Source organism: Pseudomonas sp. O230 (assembly GCF_045447035.1).
GTDB lineage: Bacteria > Pseudomonadota > Gammaproteobacteria > Pseudomonadales > Pseudomonadaceae > Aquipseudomonas.
The window spans coordinates 403,756-422,168 of sequence record NZ_JBJGXN010000008.1 but is presented as its reverse complement, the minus strand read 5'-3'; the positions used below and the strand labels follow the sequence as shown (position 1 = coordinate 422,168).

Sequence of the window (18,413 nt, the reverse complement as noted above, 5' to 3'; positions counted from 1 at the left end):
TCGTTAAACCAGGTAGTCGCTCAGGGCTTCTTGAACGCACGGCGAATCGAGCAGCGAACTGCTGCGGAAAAACCGCACGATGTTGGCGACCAACGGGTGATGGCGGTTGATCGGGAAGGCCAGTCCCGACACTTCACGCTTGAGTGCGCCGCGCGCGGCTTCGCTGATTTGCAAGGACTCGATCAGGCGGAAGTCGAACGATTTCTGAATGTCGTTGGTCAGGTAATGGCCGATGAACACCGGCAAAATCTGCGCGATGCATTGGCGGTCTTCTTCGCTTGCGGTGTGCCAGTAGATGCGCACCAGCCGCGCCCAGAACCCGGAGTGACGGCCCTCGTCGAGCAAGTGATCGGCCATCAAACCCTTGATCGATTGCTTGACCGTGTCGTCCTTGGCAAACGCCGCCACATCGCCGGTGACGGTGTTCTCGGCGATGGCCACGCAGATCAATTCCACGGCGCTGCGCAGGTGTTCCGGTGCGAGCGCCACGGCGGCCGGAATCGCCCGGCTCAGTTCGATTTCATCCGGCAGGTCGATGGGCGTGATGCCCGTCATGGCGACGGTTTGCTGCATGAAATCCATCGCCACCAGCGCGTGGTAATCCTCGTCCACCACCACGGTCATCGCGTCGTAACGGCAGGCGAACGGGAAGGCCACGGCAAAGCGGTTTTTGGCGATGCTGCGCGCGGTTTTGTCGACGATCTCGGTTTCGAAAATCACCACGTCGTTGATGAATTTGTAGAGCGTCTGCACCAGGGCGAAATCCCTTTGCTCCGGGCATTCGCGTAGAAAAGTTTCGCTCAATACCAGCGGTTGGCGACTCAGCGGGTAGATCAGCTTCGCGTCGTTCTCCAGCACGCGGCGCGGACGGGTGCGGATGGTCGCGCGGCTTTCCCAGGCATCGGCGAAGGATTGGTAGTCGGCGGCGTTCATGCGTTCACCTCTGCCACCGGCTCGCTCATGCTCAGGCGCAGGCCGTCCCACAGGGCAATGCGGTTCTCCACGGCAGCGAGGGCGCTGGCGTAGACGTCTTCTTCGCGTTGCGGATCGCCATTGACCAAGCGCGCGAGGAGTTTTTCCGCTGCCGGGCCGTGGTCTTCGGAGTCGACTTCGATGTGCCGTTCCAGGTAGTAACGGAAGGTCGGCGCCTGTTCGATGCCGATGCCCCAATCGTCGAGAATGCGCTGGAACATTTGTGGAATGACGCTCTCGCGCCCGTGCAAAAATGCCGCCGCCACGCTGTGGCCGGGCGCATGCAGGGCGGTGTGCAAGGTGTGACGCACGAACTGCGCAGCGGCCGGATCGACATCCACACTCTGCAACGCCACGTCATAACTCACGCCCTCTTGCTGCAGCGCCACGAAGCGTTCGATGGCGGCCGTGCTGGCACCCACTTCGCGCATTGCATCCAGATAGAGTTCGAAATGGCTGTAATGGCCGTGGGAAGGACGATCATCAGACTCTTCGCCCAGTACGATCTCGTTGATCAGGCGCGCCGCCTGAGGATCACGTGGCGGCAGCCAGGGCAACTGAACGCAGGTCAGTTCCTGCTGCAGGCGTTTGGTCAGCGACATGAAGTCCCATACCGCAAACACATGAGATTCCATGAAGCGTTGAAGTACCGAGAGCGAGCGTATTTCAGAGAAAATCGGGTGCGCGCTAAGTTCTGCTTTTTTCTGATCAAGACGGTCTTTAGTCGATTTCATGGCGAGCCTATAAGTGATTCGGAATGAGGTGCGATTAATAACTAATGAGTGTTTTAAGTTGTCTGATGGCGAGCGGGTGCCTCAAATGAATTGATCGGTATTAGTTGCATGTAAGTCCTGTGGCTAGGGCTTGCAGGCCTCGGCCACTGGTGGCGGAGAAAAACTAATACACGAATAAAGTGCTGGGCAAGTTATTTTTATACTATTTTAAAGTTTAACTTTTTCGGGCGTGACAAGTTCCAATAAGACTTTTTGATTAAGTTTTATTTGGGCGTAGTTGCTCCTTCCGGCTTATATAAGTCGAAATCGAAATAAAGAGTGAATGCCTCACTCGAAGCAACTTTCTAAGGGTGATCGTTAGTGTGATTTGAGGGGTGGAAGTTGGCCGGGACGCCGCTGCTTCCTTTCCCGTGGCAAGACTCCTTCCTTAGGTTCTTGATGCGAGGACTGCGCCGCTCATGCGGGGCGTCGCCCGTTTGTTATTCGTTGGCAGCCCAAGAGTGAGCGTAAATCAAGGCAGCCGCTATCACCGACGCGTCATAGGGGCGGGGCAAGGGACGGGCTTGGGAGAAAGAAGGTGAGGCGCGGCAAGCGCCGGCAAGCAGGTCAATTTGCTCGCCGGCGCTTGCCGGGGGTGATTTATTTCGAGGTTTTTCTGCTTTGTGCTTCGGGGCTGGCGAGATAACGGGTGATGACCTCGACACCCCGGTTGAGGTGTTGTTCGAGCAACGCCACCGAGCGCTCGATGTCGCGATCTTCCACTGCGCGCAACAGCGCACGGTGATCTTCCTGGGACAGTTTGCCCAGGCCCATGGCTTCCAGGTTGAAGCGCAGGAAGCGCTCCTCTTCGTTCAGGCCGTCTTCGACCAGTCTCAAGAGCCGACGGTTAGGCGCCTTGCAATACATCGCCATGTGAAACAGGCGATTAAGCCGGCCGATCTCGGTGTAGTTGTGTTCCGTTTCCAGTTCGTCGATGCAGCGGGCTGCCTGCTCGAAGTCTTCGGTGGTGAGCAAAGGGATCGACAGGCGCAGAGCTTCGGACTCCAGAAGGATCCGCAACGCGTAAGTCTCCGCGGCGTCGCCCTGAACCAACGGCGCGACCACCGCACCTTTGTGGGCGACCACGTTAAGCAGCGCTTGCGCTTCGAGCTGGCGCAAGGCTTCACGGACGGGCATGCGGCTGACGCCGAACAGGTCGGCCAGGTCTTGCTGGCGAAGGGCCGTGCCGCAAGGAATGCGACCATCGAGAATGGCGGCCCGCAGGGTTTCTTCGATGACTGAGCGAGCCAGATGAGCGGGAATTGGCCCGTTGACCTTGATACTGCTGAGAGGGTTGGGCTTCTGTGTCACTACAACGCACCCTGAATGACGGAGAAAAATTTGGATCCAAGAGGACACTAGTGACTGCCTGATGGGTTGTCAAACGCACAGCGGGCCACACTCCCAGTTTAGCCGGCCCACAGTGATCTCACCGTGCCATTGTCTTTTAACAGGCTAACCTTCACCATCAATCGATTCCACCTGCCCACCCTGGATGCCTCGCCTTGGCGGCACGTTTCGCGATCCCTCGGACCTTGCGCTGGTTGTGCTGCGCGCTGCTGCTGGCCGGTGTCATTTCGGGCGGTCTGCATGCCGACTGGGATTTTTCCCTGATCAGCCGCCGGGCGCAGGCGTTGTACGGGCCATTGGGTGAAGGTCAGCAGCGCATCGATGCCTGGCAGCACTTGTTGGCCACGCAGAAGCAACTCAGTGAGCTGGACCAGCTCAATGTGGTCAACCAATTCTTCAACAAACAGATGCGCTATGAAGAGGACATCGACCTGTGGCACGAGGTCGATTATTGGGAAACCCCGATCCAAGCCCTGTGGAAAGGCGCCGGTGATTGCGAAGATTACGCCATTGCCAAGTATTTCAGCCTGCGCCGTCTCGGCGTTTCCAGCGACAAGCTGCGCATTACTTACGTAAAGGCCTTGAGCCTGAATCGCGCGCACATGGTGCTGACCTACTACGCAAGTCCCGACGCCATGCCGCTGGTGCTCGACAGTCTCATCGATGCAATCAAGCCTGCCAGCCAACGTACCGATCTATTGCCGGTCTACGCTTTCAATGCCGAAGGCTTGTGGTTGCCGGGTGCCAAGGGCAACAAGAAAGTGGGCGATACCAAGCGGTTGTCCCGTTGGCAGGATGTGTTGAAGAAAATGCAGGCGGAAGGATTCCCGGTCGAAACGATTAACTAGGAGCACGCGCTCAGATGTCATTGTTCAAACAACTATTGATCGCTATTTGTCTGTTCCTGGTGGTCGCCTTCACCGGCAGCTTCATGGTCAGCCTCGAGAGCTCGCGCACCCAGTACGTCAACCAGTTGCGCTCCCATGCCCAGGACGCCGCGACGGCGTTGGCGCTGTCGCTGACGCCGAACATCGACGACCCGGCAATGGTCGAGCTGCTGGTCAGCTCGATCTTCGACAGCGGTTATTACGCGAGCATTCGCGTCGTCGATCTATCGAACGACAAGACCCTGGTCGAACGCAGCGGCATCCCGGCGGTAACCAATGTGCCGGACTGGTTCGTCAAACTGATCGGCCTGGAACCTGCGGGCGGCGATGCGATTGTCAGCCGTGGCTGGGAGCAGGCGGCGCGGGTCGAAGTGGTCAGCCATCCGATGTTCGCGCTGGCCAAGCTTTGGCAGAGCGCACTGGGCAGCCTTGGCTGGTTGTTGCTCTGCGGCGCGGCGAGTGCGGCGCTGGGCGCGTTGCTGCTGCGCCGGCAATTGAAACCGCTGGACTACATGGTCCAGCAATCCCACGCCATTGCCCGCCGGGAATTCCTCAGCCTGCCGGACCTGCCGCGCACACCGGAATTGCGTCGGGTGGTGCAGGCCATGAACCAGATGGTCGAGAAGCTCAAGGCGTTGTTCCAGGAGCAGGCCGAACGCAGTGAAAAGTTGCGCGCCGAGTCCTATCAGGACAGCCTGACCGGGTTGGCCAACCGGCGCTATTTCGAGATGCAATTGAACGCGCGGGTGAGCAATCCGGAAAAGGCGAGTTCGGGTTATTTGTTGCTGCTGCGGGTCAAGGACCTGGCCGGCCTGAATCAGCGTCTGGGCGGTCAACACACCGATGATTTGTTGATAGCGGTCGGCGAGCAACTGTCCCGCGAGTGTGCCAAATACCCCGAAACGCTGAACCTCGTTACGCGGATCCGTGGCGGCGAATTTGCCGTGCTGGCGCCGGGACTGCTGCGCGCAGAAGCGCTGCAACTGGCGCAACACCTCGACAGTGCCTTGGCCAGCCTGCATGCGACCGGCGCCACCGACATGGCCGCCGTGGCCTACATCGGGCTGGCGCCGTTTGTCTATGGCGACGCCCCGCAAGCGGTGCTTGGGCTGGCGGATCAGGCCTTGGCGCAGGCCGAAGGCCAGGGTGATTCGCGGTGGGTATGCCTGGACCACGCGGCGTCTGCGACTGTCGGCGATGATCATCATGCGTGGCACAGCTTGCTCGATCAGGCACTGAATCAGCAGCGTTTCGAGCTGTATTTTCAGCCGGTGGTGGCCAGCCAGGACACGGCGCTGGTGCTGCATTACAAGGTGCTTTCGCGCTTGATCGACGAGCAGGGCCAGGCGATTCCCGCCGGCCGGTTCCTGCCGTGGCTCGAGCGTTTTGGCTGGAGCGCGCGCCTGGATCGCCTGATGTTGGAACGGGTGCTCGAACAGATGGCCGACCATGACGCATCGTTGGCATTGAACCTGTCCTCGGCGACGCTGGCCAATCCGCAGGCGCTGGGTAAAGTCTTTGATATTTTGCGTGCGCATTCCAATTTTGGGCCACGGCTGACGTTGGAAATCGGTGAGGAGCAACTACCCGAGCAGGCTGAGCTGGAAGAACTGACGCGGCAGCTACGTGAACTCGGCTTCTCGTTGAGCCTGCAACACTTTGGCGGGCGCTTCAGCATGATCGGCAACCTGGCGCGGCTCGGGTTGGCGTATTTGAAGATCGACGGCGTTTACATCCGCGCAATTGATCAGGAGAGCGACAAGCGTTTGTTCATCGAGGCGATTCAGCGGGCGGCGCACAGCATCGACTTGCCGTTGATTGCCGAGCGGGTCGAGACGGACGGGGAGTTGGCGGTGATTCGTGAGATGGGGGTTTTCGGCGTGCAGGGGCAGTTGTTTGGTGAGCCGAAGCCGTGGCAGTGATCGTTCCCATGCTCCGCATGATCTAAAGACCGCCATCGCGGATAACCCGGTAGACAGAGTAAGAGCCGGCTTGCCGGCGATGGCGTCAGTGCAGGCATCGCTGACCGCAACGTGTCAGATCAAACCCGTCTCATCATCACCAATCAACTGACTCAACCCCCCCAACGCTTCCCGAGCCTGTGACCGGTCCATCAGTTTGGCTTGTGCGGCGGCCGGCAGATCGGTGACGCGGATCACGCCTTTATCGGTCAGCACCTGAATCAAGTCGTCGAGCACCCGGATCATGTCCAGGTCACTTTGCCTCAATTGCTTGAGTTGTTTGATTTGCTGAAGTTGTTTGTGACTGGTGGCCATGACTTCGCTGGCGAACCAGGCCTGAAGATCGGGGTGGTCGGCCGGCAGAGTTTCGCTGGCCCCGATATAGGCCTCGGCTTCCACGCGCATCAGTTGGCCCTCTGCATTGCGTTGCACGTAGAACATTGAGCATCCCTCATGAATGACCCGCAGCGGTCTGTCAGCAGCATAGCCAACGGAGCGTTGTCTGGTGTTGGACCGTCGCAAAACAACCTTATTATCTAAGTAACTAATTGATTTAAAAGATATATACGAAACAACTAAACGGTTGCTGGTTAATTGCCTGGGTAGATGGTCCGCTTATTGCTGGGTTGTTTCTGGTTGCCATGAAGTTGGTAGCGATTCAAAGAGCCTGCCATTCGGCGAAAAAATGAGCAGCCTTCCAAGCTTGAGCGGATAATCGCCCGCCGTCGAAGCGAGCCGTTTTTTCGCGGAATGCATGCATAGATCGGCAGCCAAAAAAACTGCGCCAAGTCAAAAAAATGGCGATTAAAAAATAATTTTGATCGCGATTAAGTATTAGGCTAGTGTGGTTCAAAATATTGACGATATCATTTTAGTGGCTCAGTTCGACGGACCGTCTCGAGCTTCGTGTTCCATCTCAGCAAAGCGCCTTAGGCAGTCTTATGAATCGTACAGACGATATATCGAACCTGTTCAACAGGTTCGGGGCAAGTGCGGACAGCTATCTCGAGTTTGATAGCCATTTTGACTACAAAGAAAAGCCGTTGGCGCTGGTACCGACTACGTCTGTGTCCGTGGTGATTGACGCCCCTCAGGCCGTTGTTGAGGTGGTTGAAGCCGCACCGGTCGATCGCCCGATCCAAGATGCTGCTGAACTGTCGCCGGCCAAAATCCCCCAGGTCGGCGCACCGCTTCGTCATTTACTGGCCGAGGTCGCGCTGGCGCGCCAGGCGGAGGCGCAGGCACGTAACGAAGAGGCACTGCGCCAAGTGCTGCCGAATGGTCGCCCGAGCAAAACCAAAGCGCATGTCATCGCGCTGATATCGAGCAAGGGCGGCGTTGGCAAAAGCACCCTGGCCTCGGCGCTCGCCACCCTCTTGCGGGTTGAGCACGGGCAGACGCTGGCCATCGACCTCGATCCGCAAAATGCCTTGCAGCATCACCTGGGTGCCGAGCCGGATGTGGCCGGCATGGGCAACGCCAGCCTTCAGGGTGAAAACTGGAATTCGCTGTTGTTGGCCGGGCCGGCAGGCTCATTGTTGCTGCCTTATGGTGCAGTCACTGAAGATGAGCGCCGGACGCTGGAACGCTACCTGGAAAACGATCGATTCTGGCTGGCCCGTCAGCTGGCAAGCATGGCCCTGGGCGAAAACGACGTGGTGATTCTCGACACACCACCCGGTCGCACGGCATACCTGGACCAGGTCTTGATGGTGGCTGATCAGGTGCTGGTGGTGGTTACCGCCGACGCCGCGTGCTTCCTGACGCTGGACCCGATGCAGCGCTTGCTTGACGAGCGCAAAGCCCAGGGGCAGGCACCGCTGTGCAATTACGTGATCAACCAATTCGACGCTTCCCGAGCGTTTTGCCGGGATATGCACGAGGTGCTCAAGCGCCGTCTCGGTGACCATCTGCTGGAGACCGTGGCGCTGGATCACAGCGTCGGAGAGGCATTGGCGTACGGTCAAAACCCGTTGCTGGAACCGGGTTTTTCACCGGCTTGCCGAGACATGCGAGTACTGAGTGACACGCTCAAGGCGCAGTTGAAATCGATGGATATTGCGGAGTCATACGCGTCGTGATTACGGCCTCAGCTCCCGATACCGAAGTCCTGAACCGTTCACAGCGCTGGGCTCAAGCGTTGTCCGAGCGCGTGGACAACTTGCCCAAGGCATTGCGTCGAGCGTTGACCCTCGGCGTCACCTTGATGTGCGCGCTGCTGGCTGTTTTTATCATCACGGTGCCGTTCGATCTGTACTCGCAGTGCATCTTTGCGGCGGGCTGTTTCGCCACCGCGTTGGTGCTGCGCAAGATCCCGGGGCGCCTGACGGTGATGGTGATGATCGGCCTGTCATTGACGGCATCGCTGCGCTATCTGTACTGGCGGCTGACGTCCACCCTCGGTTTCGAAGGTTGGCTGGACATGTTGTTTGGCTACGGCCTGGTCATGGCCGAGCTGTACGCGATGATCGTGCTGGTGTTCGGTTACATCCAGACCGCCTGGCCGCTGCGCCGCAAACCGATATTGATGAGCGGCCCACCCAGTGAATGGCCGACGGTCGATGTGTTCATCCCGTCGTACAACGAAACGCTGGATATCGTCAAAGTCACCATCTTCGCCGCTCAGGCCATCGACTGGCCTCGCGACAAACTGCGCGTGCATGTCCTCGATGACGGGCGCCGCGAAGACTTCCGCGAGTTCTGCGAGCAGATCGGCGTGAACTACATCGTGCGTGACAACAACCGTCACGCCAAAGCGGGCAACCTCAATGAAGCGTTGAAAGTCACCAGTGGCGAGTTCGTGGCGATTTTCGACGCCGACCACGTGCCGACGCGCTCGTTCTTGCAGGTGAGTATCGGCTGGTTCCTCAAGGACCCGAAGCTGGCGATGCTGCAAACGCCACACTTCTTTTTCTCGCCCGATCCGTTCGAAAAAAACCTCGACACCTTCCGTTCCGTGCCGAACGAAGGCGAGCTGTTCTACGGCCTCGTACAGGACGGCAACGACCTGTGGAACGCGACGTTCTTCTGCGGTTCCTGTGCGGTCATCCGCCGTGAGCCGTTGCTGGAAGTCGGTGGCGTAGCCGTCGAGACCGTGACCGAAGACGCCCACACCGCGCTCAAACTCAACCGTGCCGGCTACAACACCGCGTACCTGGCCATTCCTCAGGCGGCGGGCCTGGCGACTGAAAGCCTTTCACGCCACATCAGCCAGCGCATTCGTTGGGCGCGGGGCATGGCGCAGATTTTCCGTACCGATAACCCGCTGTTCGGCAAAGGCCTCAGCCTCGGCCAGCGTCTGTGCTACGTGAACGCGATGCTGCACTTTTTCTATGGCTTGCCGCGTCTGGCGTTCCTTACCGCGCCGCTGGCCTTTCTGATTTTCGACGCGCGGATCTACCACGCCTCGGCATTGATGATTACCGCTTATGTGCTGCCGCATATCTTCCACGCCAGTCTGACCAACTCCTGCATTCAGGGGCGGTTCCGTCATTCCTTCTGGAACGAGGTCTACGAGACGGTACTGGCCTGGTACATCATGGGCCCGGTGCTGATGGCGCTGGTCAATCCCAAGTTCGGCGGGTTCAACGTGACCGACAAGGGCGGGATCATTGACAAGAAATACTTCGAATGGAAGCTGGCGCGTCCGTACATCATCCTGCTGGCGTTGAACGTCGCCGGCATGATCATTGGTCTGGTGAAGCTGGCCGAGGGCGCGGACGATGCGGCGACCACGATTCTGATCAACCTCGCATGGACGGTTTACAACATCATCATCACCAGCGCCTCGGTGGCGGTGGCCAGTGAAACCCGGCAGATGCGTTCCGAACCGCGGGTCGCGGCGGCGCTGCCGATGCGCTTGACCCGTGCCGATGGCAGCGTCATCGAAGGCACGACCCTGGACTTCTCGCAAAAAGGCCTGGGCTTTCGTTTGCCTGACGGGGTGATGGTTCCCCAGGGCGAGCGGGTGCAGAAGGTCCAGAACCTGTTCTCCACCCATTTTGTCGGCCTGGTGCGCGAAGACCATCCGCTGTTCGACGAAGAAATCACCGCCGAACGGTTTGCCGGGTTTTCTCACATCAGCATGTCCCGGCGCGGGATTGCTCGCGGCCCGATCGATAGCGCGCTCAATGCCTTGGGCCTGGAGCGACGGGTGGCGGTGATCGCGCCGAGTTTCCATGCGGCGATGTTTGCCTTGCCTGATTCCGATCTGATTCTGCCGGTGCCCAAGGAAGCGCTGTTGAGCGTGCGACGGCTGGGCTTGAAATTGCGCTCGTTCACCCTGCCAATCCCGTTGCCGACCCTGATGCTAACCCAAGCCTGGCACCCGCGTTTCGACAAAGACCCGGCGCATCGCTGGATGCGTGAAACGCTCAAGGCATGCTGCGATGCGACGTGGCTGGCCGCGCAACCGACTTGAAGCTGATCGCATATCCCTGTGGGAGCGGGCTTGCTCGCGAAAGCGGTGTGTCAGTCACATAGACGCTGGATGTGCCGCCGCATTCGCGAGCAAGCCCGCTCCCACAAGGGTTTTGTATTGCTGCATGAAACGCACTTATAAGCTGCCGATAAGTTGATTTTCGTCAGTCCCCACGTTTCTTAAACTGCATCCGAATTCACCCCCCGGAGCTTGCAGTAATGACTTCCCTCACGGTCACGGCACCTCTCGCCGTGGCCAGTCCAACGGCCGCCGTGACGCCAGCGGTCTTTGGCCCGCGAATCATCATCGGTCTGGTGGGCGTATTGCTGGCGGTGCTGGTGTCGGGCCTCAACGAGATGGTGACCAAGGTTGCGCTGGCCGACATTCGCGGCGCATTGGCCATCGGCTATGACGAAGGCACCTGGCTGGTTGCCAGTTACACCGCGACCTCGGTGGCCGCGATGGCGTTCGCGCCGTGGTGTTCGGTGACGTTCTCGTTGCGGCGCTTCACCCTCTGCGCGATCAGCGTGTTCACGGTGTTGGGCGTGCTTTGTCCGTTCGCCCCGAACTACGAAAGCCTGCTGCTCATGCGCATTATTCAAGGTCTGGCGGGCGGTGCCTTGCCGCCGATGTTAATGACTGCCGCCCTGCGTTTTTTGCCGGCTAACGTGAAGCTCTACGGTCTGGCCGGGTATGCCCTCACGGCCACCTTCGGTCCGGGGCTCGGAACGCCGCTGGCCGGGTTGTGGACCGAGCATGTCGGCTGGCAATGGACGTTCTGGCAAATCATCGCGCCGTGCCTGATCGCCATGGCGGCGGTGGCCTACGGCTTGCCCCAGGATCCGCTGCGCCTCGAGCGTTTCAAGCAGTTCAACTGGCGCGGATTGCTGCTGGGATTTCCGGCGATCTGCATGCTGGTGATCGGCATCCTGCAGGGCAATCGGCTGGACTGGTTTGAGTCGAGTCTGATCTGCGGCTTGCTCGGCGGCGGGCTGGTGTTGCTGGTGCTGTTCCTGATCAACGAGTGGTCGCAACCGATCCCGTTTTTCAAGATGCAGATGCTCGGCATCCGCAACCTGTCGTTCGCCTTGCTGACCCTGGCCGGGGTGTTGGTGATCTTGCTGGCGGTGATCATCATTCCGTCCAGTTACCTCGCGCAGGTTCAGGGTTATCGCCCGGTGCAGACTGCGCCGATCATGCTGCTGGCGGCGCTGCCACAGTTGCTCGCGCTGCCGTTGGTGGCAGCGCTGTGCAACCTGCGATGGGTCGATTGCCGCTGGGTGTTGGGGATCGGCCTGAGCATGCTGGCGCTGTCGTGCATCGGTGGCTCGCAGCTGACGTCAGCGTGGATTCGCGACGATTTCTACGTGCTGCAACTGCTGCAAATCTTCGGTCAGCCGATGGCGGTATTGCCGCTGTTGATGCTCTCCACCGGCAGCATCAGCCCGATGGAAGGCCCGTTCGCCTCCGCCTGGTTCAACACCGTCAAAGGCCTGTCGGCGGTGATTGCCACGGGAGTGATCGACGCGCTGACCACGTCGAGGCTGCACTTTCACTCGACCATGCTGGTGGACCGCCTCGGCAACTCGCCGCTGGCCGACAGCGACAGCGCGGGCCTTGCCCACCGGCTGCATGAGCAAGCCGTGGTGCTGACCGCCTCGGACCTTTATCTGTGCATGAGCGGCATCGCGTTGGCGCTGATCCTGCTGATTTTCTGGCTGCCGACGCGGATCTATCCGCCGCGTGCGCCGACATGAATGCTTCACTGAAACAGAAGGTTTTTATGACTCAATCCAAGCAAAAAGTGGCCGTCGGCATTGCAGTCGTAGCGGTGGTCGGCGTGCTGGTGTATTTGCTTGCGCCGGGGATTTTCGGCAAGCGCACGCAACAGAACACCAATGACGCCTTTGTCTCTGCCGACTTCACCTTGGTCGTGCCCCGCGTCGCCGGGTTCATCAAGGAAGTGTTGGTGGAGGACAATCAACAGGTCCAGGCCGGGCAATTGCTGGCGCTGATCGATGACCGCGACCTGCGCGCCGCCGCGCAAGCCGCCGACGCCGAAACGCTGGTGGCGCGAGCGCAACTGCAAAACGCTCACGCGACCCTCGAACGTCAGACGTCGGTGATCGCTCAGGCGCAAGCCACGGTTGTGTCAGCGAAGGCAGAGATGGCGTTCGCCGAGCATGAATTGAACCGCTACAACCACCTGGCCGGCGTTGGCGCGGGGACGGTGCAGAATGCTCAGCAAGCGCGCACGCGCATTGATCAAGCCAGCGCCCGGTTGGCCAATGCCACCGCGGTGTTGGCGGCGGAACGCAAGCAGGTGGACATCCTCACCGCCCAGCGCGATGCGGCAGATGGTGGGTTGAAACGCGCGCAAGCAGCGCTGGAAATGGCCAGCTTTGAGCTGTCCTATACGCGCATCGTCGCGCCGCAGGACGGCATGGTCGGCGAGCGCGCCGTGCGGGTCGGTGCGTATGTCACACCGGGCAGCAAGCTGCTGGCGGTGGTGCCGCTGGCGCAGGCGTATGTGGTCGCCAACTTTCAGGAAACCCAATTGACCGACGTGCAACCGGGGCAAGGCGTGCAGGTGCGCGTCGACAGCCTTGGCGGCCAAGCGTTGCGCGGTCGCGTCGAGAGCATTGCGCCGGCCACCGGGGTCACCTTCGCTTCGATCAAACCGGACAATGCGACCGGTAACTTCACCAAGGTTGTGCAGCGGATTCCGGTGAAAATCGTCCTCGATCCGGGACAGCCATTGGCTGATCGGCTGCGGGTGGGGATGTCCGTGGAGGCGAGTATTGATACGGCTGAAACCGGGAAGCATGAGGTTGCTCAGCGATGAAAATGTTTGTTGACCGGGCTAGCCTCATCGCGAGCAGGGGATCTCCCACTGGGGATCTCGTTTTGAGCAGTGATTGTGTGCATGACTCAACCTCAATGTGGGAGCGAGCCCGCTCGCGAAGAGGCCGTCTGCCTCAACTGACCTTTTGTGCCTTGTTGGTCATGAGCCTCACTGCCTGCACCGTTGGCCCTGATTTCCAGAAGCCTCAAACCCGGCAAGTGGCCGAGTGGTCGAAACCGTCGAAAGCGGCCGCCAGCGAAGTGAAAACCGCTGCCATGGACGAACGCTGGTGGGAAGTCTTCCAGGACCCGAAACTCTCGGCCCTGACCCAACGCGCACTGACCGACAACCTCGACCTGAAACTCGCCAGCAGCCGCTTGCAGCAAAGCCGCGCTGCGCGCCAGGTGATCACCGCCGAACGCTATCCCAACACCGCCGCCACGGGCAGCTACGGGCGCAAACGCAACAGCGGTGAAGGTCTGAGCGATCCTTCGGGGCACAACGGTGACTCGGCGTTCAACCTGTGGGACGCAGGTTTCTCGGCCTCCTGGGAACTGGATTTCTGGGGCCGTGTGCGGCGCGAAACCGAAGCGGCCGACGCCACCCTTGAAGTCGCGGAAAACGATCAACGCGGTGTGCTGTTGTCGGTGCTCGCCGAAACCGCCCAGGACTACATTCAACTGCGTGGGGTGCAAAGCACGCGAGCCGTTACCGAGCAGAACCTCGATGTCGCCCGCCATAGCCTGAAACTGTCGCAACTGCGCCTGGCCGACGGTGTCGCCACCGATCTGGATGTCGCCGAAGCTGCCGCGCAAGTCGCGGCCATCGAATCGCGCCTACCGGCGTTGGAGCAGCGTCAGTCGCAACTGATCAACGCCCTGAGCCTGTTGATGGGCGAGCCACCGCAAGCGCTGCACGCCGAGTTATCCACCGACGCGCCAGTGCCACAAACCCCACGTCAGGTCGCCATCGGCCTGCCGTCGCAACTGGCCGAGCGCCGCCCGGACATCCGTCAGGCCGAAGCCCGTTTGCACGTCGCCACCGCGAATATCGGCGTGGCCAAGGGCGATTTCTATCCGCGCATCACCCTGTCGGGCAATATCGGTTCACAAGCCATGCAATTGAGCGACTTCGGCTCATGGGGCTCGCGCGCGTTCGGCATTGGCCCACAGTTCAGCCTGCCGCTGTTCGACGGTGGACGTCTGCGCGGAGTGTTGAACCTGCGTGAAGCGCAACAACAGGAAGCCGCCATCGCCTACCAACAAACCGTGCTGCGCGCCTGGCATGAAATTGACGATCAACTGAGCGCCTACAACGCCAGCCAACTGCGCCGCGACAGCCTCGCGGAAGCCGTACGGCAAAACCAGATCGCCCTGCGCACCGCGCAACAGCAGTACGTGGAAGGCGTGGTGGATTTCGTCAATGTCCTGACCGTGCAAGGCGAGTTGCTGGCGACGCAGCAGCAATGGGTCGAGAGCTCGACCGGGGTGTCGCTGGCGATGGTCGGGTTGTACAAGGCGTTGGGTGGTGGATGGGAGTCGGTTTATCCGCTGTCGGTGCAGCGATGAGTGAATTCGGGAACCTGAAAGTAGGAATCGTCCTGTTTTTTTTGTGTGGGCATTGTCCAGGCCATTCGAGCGTTAGCATTTTCGCGAATTCCTTGAGCAAGGTTGCGCACTTCTATGATCGCCAGTTCCGGTAAGCCCTTTTCAGTCGAACTGCTGGAAACATCGCCAAAGCGTCCAGCCTTTTATGTCGTTGGCCAAAGTAAGTTTGCACTGCTGTTTGTCTCGACATTCGGTTTCTACTGGACCTATTGGACCTACAAAAACTGGAGGCTGTACCGTGCGGCCACCGGCACTAAGGTTCTGCCATTGGTACGCACTGTTATGGGTGTTTTCTTTGTGTACTCGCTCTTCATGAAAGTCGACCGACGAATACTCGCTTCAGGCCGACAATACCGCTGGTATCCACGCAGCCTGGCGCTGGCTGTGATCCTGACGGCGTGTGCAGGTGCAACGCGGGTATGGGTGCTGGACGCGCACGTCAGCTTCGCTTTGTTTCTATTGGTTTTGCTCTTGCTGACCTGTTGCCTCATGCGCGTGCAAGCGGCAATCAATTTCTCGGAGTATGGTGTTGAAGAGCCGATTAACTCGACGCTGACGTTCGCTAACGGTATCTGGGTAGGCCTGGGCTTGAGCTGGTGGGGGGTGGTGATACTCACCTACTATTTTCTTGTGCAGGGCGGACCGTTAGAGGGTGCAAACCCGTGAAATAGCCTGTGAATGTGTGAACCTCGTGGACAAGGAAGGGCGGATGGCTGCTGTGGGGCAGGTCAACTCGATGGTGCAGAGATGGCTTCAGTCGGCTCGCGAATGCGGGTTGTTGCCGATCCTGATCCTCGCCGCTGTCGTTCGGCTCTATGGCCTCACTGACTCAGCCATCTGGTGCGATGAAGGCTCCAGCCTGCTGCTGAGCCAATACTCACCCGCGCTGACCTGGTTTCACACCGCTCACGATGTACACCCGCCGCTGTATTACCTGTTGTTGCACGGCTGGATGAGCCTGTTTGGCAACAGCCTCTTTTCGATCCGATTCATGAGCGTTGTGCCCGCGCTGGGCACCGTCGCACTGGTGATCTGGCTGGTGCGTCTGATCGCAACGCGGCGTGCGGCGGTGTTGGCCGGAGTGCTGGTGGCATTGCTGCCGATTGCCGTGCGTTACAGCCAGGAAGTGCGGATGTATTCGCTGATGGGCTTTTGGCTGATCGGGGCGACCATTGCCCTGGTACTTTGGGTCAAGCATCCGCAACGTCATCGTTATCTGGTTATCTACGCCGTGCTGATGACGGCCAGTTTCTACACCCATTACTTCACGGCGCTGTGCGTTATGTCGCACTGGGCGTATCTGCTGGTGCTTCGGCTAAGCGGCTCGGGCAACAAACTGATCACGCGCCCGGCGTGGTGGCTGGCCAACGTCGCCATCGTCGCGCTCTATATGCCGTGGATTCCCAGTCTGGTGGATCAACTGCAGCACCTGGAGCAACTCAAGCTCGGCGGTGATGTGGGCTGGATCGAGCCGGAAACCCTCACGTCGATGCCGTCGGTCCTCTGGCAATTTCTGACCTATGACGAAGGCCTTGGGCACCCAAGGCTGGTCTTTGTCCTGTTGCCGCTGGTGGTGGGGCTGGTGACGATGTTGATCCTTCGAGCGGACCGCAGCGAATACCGATTCAACGCGCTGATTGCGGCGTACACGCTCGTCCCGTTGCTGGTGATTGCGCTGGCTTCGCTGGCGACCCCGCTGTTGGTGGATCGTTACCTGATGTTTGCGGCGCTGGGCTTGCCGATCATTCTGGCCATAGCGCTTGATCGGCTCGCCGAGCACTACCGGGTGTGGGCGCTGGCGGGGTTGCTGCTGGTAATCGGCGTGCAAGGTGTCGGACTGAAGAACATTTACACCACCGCTCCGGATCGAATCGATCGAATGGTCGACTACGTGAACCAGCAGTACGTCGCCGGTGATCGCATCGTGGTCAGCGATCTGTTCTGGTACTTCAGTTACGTCTATTACAACCGCACGGCTGCTGCGCCGATGCTTTACACGCCGCCGCAGCCCGACGGACGTTCGGGGCGCCCCAATGCATACGGATTTGGCACGTTGGTAGAGGACAGTGGCGAAAAAACCTACCTCGACACACTGACGGACTTACCGCGTGGCACCGGGCGGGTCTGGCTGATCAGCAGCAGCGAAGCACCTTATGATTTCGCGCCGGTACCCAGTGGCTGGAAAGCCATCGATGAGCTGAAAGTCGACGACACAATGGCGCGGCTGTACGCCATCTGTCCGGACGAGGGTTGTCCTTAAGGTTTCGACGACAAATCCGCCATGCCCTTGAGCAATTCGATCGGCAGCGGAAAGACAATGGTCGAACTCTTGTCCCCGGCAATCGAGCTCAGTGTCTGCATGTACCGCAGCTGCATGGCGCCCGGCTGACGGCCGAGCATTTCGGCAGCCTGCATGAGTTTTTCCGAGGCTTGCAATTCACCTTCGGCGTGGATGACCTTGGCCCGACGTTCACGCTCGGCTTCCGCCTGCTTGGCGATAGCGCGGACCATCGATTCGTTGAGGTCCACGTGCTTGATTTCGACGTTGGCGACCTTGATGCCCCAGGCGTCGGTCTGGGCATCGAGCACTTGCTGGATGTCGATGTTCAACCGTTCGCGCTCGGCCAGCAGTTCATCGAGTTCATGTTTGCCGAGCACCGCACGCAACGTGGTCTGGGCCAGTTGGCTGGTGGCCATCAGGAAATCTTCGACCTGGATGATTGCCTTCTGCGGGTCGAGCACGCGGAAGTACAGCACCGCATTGACCTTGACCGAGACGTTGTCGCGGGTGATCACGTCTTGCGGTGGCACGTCGAGCACCACGGTGCGCAAATCGACGCGGACCATTTGCTGGACCACCGGAATCAGCAGGATCAGGCCGGGGCCTTTGATCTGCCAGAAGCGACCGAGCTGGAACACCACCCCGCGCTCGTATTCGCGCAGGATACGAAACGTCGATCCCGCCAGCGCAATCACCAACAACAGCAGCGCGGCAAAACCCAATTGCAGGCCCATGGTTATTCTCCACCCGGCGCCGCGTCAGCCGCGGCCACTTTCAGCATTAATCCCTTGCGTGCCACCACCCGAACCTGTTGCCCGGGTTGCAGTGGCGTGGCGCTGAGTACTTGCCACTGTTCGCCTTGCAGGTGCACCCAGCCGTTGCACGCATTGCCCGGCTGCAACGACATCACCGGGGTCACGCTGCCCACCAGTCCGGCATCGCCGCTGACGGTCTGGCGCGGTCGGGTTTTCAGTGCGCGGATCAGCAGGAAGATCAGCAGCAATGCACTGATCAATCCCAGGCCGATCATCAATGGCACCGGCACCTCGGTGTTGGTCAGGATCACCGCGCCAATGACGAACATCACGATGCCGCCCAAGCCGATCACGCCGTAGTTGGGCAAGGCAGCCTCGGCGATCAGAAACGCGACGCCAAAGGTGATCAGCCAGATCCCCATGGGGTTGGGGATCAGCACGATGGTGTCCGCCGCGAACACCGATCCGCTCAAGGCCAACAACAATACAAGCGCACAGTAACGAATGTTCACGCGACCCTCCTTGCAGGAGCGAGCTTGCTCGCGATGAACCTGAGCGCGCC

Annotated in this window: 15 protein-coding genes; 9 read left to right on the top strand and 6 right to left on the bottom strand. The window is 59.8% G+C overall.

Annotation, left to right across the window (positions count from 1 at the left end):
* Positions 1 to 3: 3 nt before the first annotated feature.
* The 3 genes from ACI77H_RS19865 to ACI77H_RS19855 form a co-directional block, all read right to left on the bottom strand.
* Positions 4 to 933 carry a diiron oxygenase gene (locus ACI77H_RS19865; RefSeq protein ID WP_150632965.1) on the bottom strand — a complete coding sequence of 310 codons (930 nt, stop codon included), beginning with the start codon at positions 931 to 933 and terminating at the stop codon, positions 4 to 6.
* Complete coding sequence (locus ACI77H_RS19860; protein WP_407013408.1) at positions 930 to 1,706, bottom strand: DUF3050 domain-containing protein; 777 nt, start codon at positions 1,704 to 1,706, stop codon at positions 930 to 932. The genes ACI77H_RS19865 and ACI77H_RS19860 overlap by 4 nt, the downstream gene beginning before the upstream one ends.
* 639 nt (positions 1,707 to 2,345) lie before the next feature.
* Positions 2,346 to 3,056 (bottom strand): GntR family transcriptional regulator, encoded by a 711-nt coding sequence (locus tag ACI77H_RS19855; protein ID WP_407013407.1) that lies wholly within the window; start codon positions 3,054 to 3,056, stop codon positions 2,346 to 2,348.
* 194 nt (positions 3,057 to 3,250) lie between these two features.
* Between ACI77H_RS19855 and lapG the strand changes: the two genes are divergently transcribed.
* A complete protein-coding gene (gene lapG, locus ACI77H_RS19850; protein WP_407013406.1) occupies positions 3,251 to 3,943 on the top strand; it encodes a cysteine protease LapG in 693 nt (230 codons plus the stop codon).
* Positions 3,944 to 3,957: 14 nt separating this feature from the next.
* On the top strand, positions 3,958 to 5,904 hold the full coding sequence (gene lapD, locus ACI77H_RS19845; RefSeq protein ID WP_407013405.1) for a cyclic di-GMP receptor LapD: 1,947 nt from the start codon (positions 3,958 to 3,960) through the stop codon (positions 5,902 to 5,904).
* Positions 5,905 to 6,018: 114 nt separating this feature from the next.
* On the opposite strand, the gene ACI77H_RS19840 is transcribed toward lapD, so the two are convergent.
* A complete protein-coding gene (locus tag ACI77H_RS19840) occupies positions 6,019 to 6,384 on the bottom strand; it encodes a tryptophan synthase subunit beta (RefSeq protein ID WP_407013404.1) in 366 nt (121 codons plus the stop codon).
* A 500-nt stretch (positions 6,385 to 6,884) separates the two neighbouring features.
* On the opposite strand from ACI77H_RS19840, the gene bcsQ reads away from it, so the two are divergent.
* The 7 genes from bcsQ (at position 6,885) to ACI77H_RS19805 (ending at position 17,075) form a co-directional block, all read left to right on the top strand.
* Positions 6,885 to 8,024 carry a cellulose biosynthesis protein BcsQ gene (gene bcsQ, locus ACI77H_RS19835; RefSeq protein WP_407013403.1) on the top strand — a complete coding sequence of 380 codons (1,140 nt, stop codon included), beginning with the start codon at positions 6,885 to 6,887 and terminating at the stop codon, positions 8,022 to 8,024.
* 125 nt (positions 8,025 to 8,149) lie between these two features.
* Positions 8,150 to 10,363, top strand: a complete 2,214-nt coding sequence (gene bcsA, locus ACI77H_RS19830; RefSeq protein WP_407013430.1) for a UDP-forming cellulose synthase catalytic subunit — start codon at positions 8,150 to 8,152, stop codon at positions 10,361 to 10,363.
* Between the two features lie 218 nt (positions 10,364 to 10,581).
* Positions 10,582 to 12,120: an MFS transporter gene (locus tag ACI77H_RS19825; RefSeq protein WP_407013401.1), complete on the top strand. Its 1,539-nt coding sequence runs from the start codon at positions 10,582 to 10,584 to the stop codon at positions 12,118 to 12,120.
* A 26-nt stretch (positions 12,121 to 12,146) separates the two neighbouring features.
* The gene (locus ACI77H_RS19820) at positions 12,147 to 13,208 is read left to right on the top strand and encodes an HlyD family secretion protein (protein WP_407013400.1); all 1,062 of its coding nucleotides are present in this window, start codon (positions 12,147 to 12,149) and stop codon (positions 13,206 to 13,208) included.
* Entirely contained in the window at positions 13,205 to 14,776 is a 1,572-nt protein-coding gene (locus ACI77H_RS19815) for an efflux transporter outer membrane subunit (RefSeq protein ID WP_407013399.1), read from the top strand. The genes ACI77H_RS19820 and ACI77H_RS19815 overlap by 4 nt, the downstream gene beginning before the upstream one ends.
* Positions 14,777 to 14,890: 114 nt before the next feature.
* Positions 14,891 to 15,481, top strand: coding sequence for a hypothetical protein (locus tag ACI77H_RS19810; RefSeq protein WP_407013398.1), 591 nt, complete (start codon positions 14,891 to 14,893; stop codon positions 15,479 to 15,481).
* 43 nt (positions 15,482 to 15,524) lie between these two features.
* Entirely contained in the window at positions 15,525 to 17,075 is a 1,551-nt protein-coding gene (locus tag ACI77H_RS19805) for a glycosyltransferase family 39 protein (protein WP_407013397.1), read from the top strand.
* Here the strand turns inward: ACI77H_RS19805 and ACI77H_RS19800 are convergent.
* On the bottom strand, positions 17,072 to 17,830 hold the full coding sequence (locus ACI77H_RS19800) for a slipin family protein (protein ID WP_407013396.1): 759 nt from the start codon (positions 17,828 to 17,830) through the stop codon (positions 17,072 to 17,074). The genes ACI77H_RS19805 and ACI77H_RS19800 overlap by 4 nt on opposite strands.
* A gap of 2 nt (positions 17,831 to 17,832) precedes the next feature.
* Positions 17,833 to 18,363 (bottom strand): NfeD family protein, encoded by a 531-nt coding sequence (locus tag ACI77H_RS19795; protein ID WP_407013395.1) that lies wholly within the window; start codon positions 18,361 to 18,363, stop codon positions 17,833 to 17,835.
* Positions 18,364 to 18,413 lie beyond the last annotated feature (50 nt).